This is a genomic window from Mesotoga sp. UBA5825 (assembly GCF_002432955.1).
Lineage (GTDB): Bacteria > Thermotogota > Thermotogae > Petrotogales > Kosmotogaceae > Mesotoga.
On sequence record NZ_DJHG01000125.1, the window covers coordinates 1 to 3,582 of the forward strand.

Below are 3,582 nucleotides of genomic sequence, written 5' to 3' on the forward strand. Positions count from 1 at the left end.
AAAATTCTTCGTTTCTAAAAATGCTTTGGCTTGTTCACGCTGTTTTCAGAAGATTAAGTGATAAACTCAAGAGTAATACAAAGACCCGCCGGGTCCAATGTAAGTGAATTAACCTACTTAAGTCCGTTTCATTAAGCCAATCTCACGGCACGGAATTCTTCTTGGAGAGATTCATACTTTGAAAGAAAATGGTCGTCTGAATTGTTTTGTTTGGCTTCCTCCCGAGCTCATAAGCCAGCTAACTAGTTAAGAGTATTCGCAAGAACTGCATAATTTGTGCTTTCACAAGAGTCGGTTTTGTTTGAAAATTCCAATGCTAAACCGATATTTTGACGCTTCAACATACGAGAATCTGCGTCTATATGATGACACAGAGACCGGTCGTATGATCATTTCCGAAACACATATTGCTAAGCAGTCCGGGTGGCATACTACAGGGCTTTCCATACCAAACTCCTAAAAACCTTGAACTCTTAGTTGCATGTAACCGAAAACAATACTTAGCAGAAGTGTTATCGCGCTTGAAGCCATGAAGATGGTGAGATACTTCAAGTTTTGACCCCTCTCCTTAACGTAGATTCTATAAGCGATCAGATTAGCTAGAGAGGCTATGATGGTGCCGCTACCTCCAATGTTTACGCCCAGAAGAAGGCCTTTGTAGCTCTCGGTAAACGACGAAAAAAGGATTGCGGTTGGCACGTTGCTGATAAACTGAGATATAAGAGCGGAGCTGGTCATTGTCCTTATTTCACCATTTGTTGCAGACTTCATCAGCGTGGCTATTATATCCATTCTGGAGATGTTGTCTATAAAGACAAAGAACAGCAAGAAAGTACCCAGCAAGAAGTAGTCAATCTTTTGAAAGAACCTTCTTTCAAGAATTATTGTAACTACCACAGTGAGTACAAGTCCTACTCTGAAGTCGATGATTCTGAATACTGAAAGCATAACAACAAGAAAGCACCCAATGAAAATACCAAGCTTTTGAGGTTCACGGATCTCCGAAGATGGAACATCGAAAGCAATTTTTCTCTTGGAGTTCAAAAGATTCATCACGAGAGTCCAGCATATTCCGAAAACAACAAATGGAAACATTAGCCTCGAGAATTCCAGGATACCAATCTTGTATTCTTCGAAAAGAAAGAGATTCTGCGGATTTCCTATCGGCGTCAGCGCGCTGCCAAGATTAGCAGCCTGACTCTGAATAATAACAATCCACATCGGATCGAATTTCGCCTTTTCGGCTATTATCATTGTGAGTGGAACGAGTGCGATAAGGGCAACGTCATTGGTAATCAAGGCGCCCATAAAAGCCGTAAGAACAACAATTACTGATCCAATGCTTCTGGAGCTTCTTAGATTGGAAAGCGATATAGTGGCTATCTTCTCCAGAACCCTGTATTCCTTAAGAGCCTGAACAACTATCATGAGGCTTAAGAGCTCGGCAATTACTCGCCAGTCAATGCTTTCAATACGAGGTGGAATAATTATTGATGTGATCAAAGCCAACAGCAGAGATATCCAGAACATCATCTCCTTCACGAGATGTCTCTTAATAAACCGCTTGTTCAATATAGTCTTATAAATAGCTCCTGAAATATTGGGCACTGAGAATGACCTCCGATCATCACCAGGGGAGATAATATCACCAAAGAAGCGATCAGATGAAGCATTTCATGCTAAATACAGGTAACTGCATTTATTCAAATCAAAGTACTTCGGGTTTCTTTCGATTCGCTACTCCCCATATGGTATCCACAAATGTCGAAAATCTCTGAAAATATAACTTCCAGTAATTGAATACGATAAGGCTTCAATGTGTAATATACTCAAAGGGGTCGATCGCGTTTATTGAGCTAAGAATGAGTTAGAGAGAATTTGTTTTTTTCCCGGAGGGTAAGACGTTTGGCACGAAGAATTCATTCTAGACATTATGGACATGAATGGAATGTGGCCGCTGCGGTTCTCAGAGGCTGTAATACGAAGGAATTACTGAAAGAGTACTTCTCAGTGATGGGGAGAAGGTTCGGCATTTTCTTCGAGGTCTTCCCCTATGGCAAGAGGATGCACGAAACCAGGGATCTAGATTCATTTCTAGATTCGGCTATAGAAGACATGAAAGAGGATGGCTGGCTTATTCAGGACGGCAACAAATTTGAACTGACAGAAAGGGGAGAGTCTGAGGCAAGGAAGATGCTCGCCGAACTTCAGAATAGCGGCAGACTTCTGGAAAAAGCAACAAGAGCCGAAACAGTCTCGAGAGTAACGATAATCGTTCACTTCATCCTTGCTGCCTTGAAACTTCCTGCCGCTATTATTTCAGGCAGTGTCGGCCTTCTCAATGATTCATTCGACACTCTTTTGGACGGAATCTCAAGTATCTTGGTGTACTGGGGAGTGAAGAAAAACCATGAACATCTGGTCAGCCTCATTCTTCTATTATTTATGGGAGTAACTGGTGTCTTTTCATTGATAGAGGCTCTGTTCAGATTCATTTCCGGTGAGATCCCTTCTCCCGATCTCCTTACTTTTACTGCAGTGGCAATTTCGGGAATAGTCTGCGCTCTCTTGTGGTTCTATCAGAAGTACTCAGGTCTTAAGAATCGATCCTTCCCGCTGATTACCCAGTCGGCGGATTCAAGAAATCATGTTCTTGTAGCTTTGAGCGTAGCAATTGGCCTCATCGCATCTCTCATGAGGATTCCCTACGCTGACGCGATTGTAGGGTTAATTGTTTCCATTCTGATTCTCAAAGGGGCGGCAGAGTTACTGATAGATCTTATAAGATCTGCCAGAGGAGACGCCATCGACTTCGAAAGATATGGCTTTTCTCTCTTCAACAAGTTCAGAGCGAAGCAGCTAAAGCGCTGGTTCCTTTTCATGATCGATCAAGGGAAGATACAGACTCGCGATCAGCTCGAGTGCGAAGCAAAGGCATCTATGGTTTATCAAGATATAGAACCCCTTAGAGCCTTGGGAATTTCCGATTCACATTCTGACGAATCGATAGTTAAGACCGCTCTGGAGGCTCTAGATAAAGAGATGCTAATAACTGAGTCCAATGGATATCTAAAGCTTACAGAAAAAGGTTCCACCGAATTGAAATCTACCCGTACGTGATTGCCACTTTGTAGGAACTGATCAACATCTTCTCAAAGTCTACTGCTAGAGCAGTTATATCTCTCGTCAACTAATCATCCGGCACTATATGCATGATCATCGAAGTAAAGCGTAGATTAAGAATTAGTTAAGCGTTCGTATGATTATCTCTGTAGATAAATAGGGCTTCCTGAAAAAGCACACAAAGCGCATGAATAGTGAAGTACAGGCAAATAATGTGGTATAATGGTGCAAGGGGAAACAAGGTATAGACTCAAAAAGCTTGCACCGAGGTGATGACGAAGATGTTTCTGAGGAGACATAAAGAGAACCAGATGGAAATGGTTGGATTCGGAGGATCACTGACAAGAGTACTGTAGAAGAACCGCCTTTATCCAGAGATAACGATGGCGACATTACAAAACAGAACGACCAGGAAAACACGCAGCAACACAACGATGAACCCAGTCCCAACAAAGGGAC

The 3,582-nt window shown here is 42.3% G+C and carries 2 protein-coding genes; one reads left to right on the forward strand and one right to left on the reverse strand.

The window, feature by feature from the left end:
• Nucleotides 1-456: 456 nt before the first annotated feature.
• A complete protein-coding gene (locus tag B3N33_RS12135) occupies nucleotides 457-1,608 on the reverse strand; it encodes an SLC13 family permease (RefSeq protein ID WP_292588090.1) in 1,152 nt (383 codons plus the stop codon).
• A 297-nt stretch (nucleotides 1,609-1,905) separates the two neighbouring features.
• Between B3N33_RS12135 and B3N33_RS12140 the strand changes: the two genes are divergently transcribed.
• Nucleotides 1,906-3,120 (forward strand): cation diffusion facilitator family transporter, encoded by a 1,215-nt coding sequence (locus B3N33_RS12140; protein WP_292588088.1) that lies wholly within the window; start codon nucleotides 1,906-1,908, stop codon nucleotides 3,118-3,120.
• The last annotated feature ends 462 nt before the right edge of the window (nucleotides 3,121-3,582 follow it).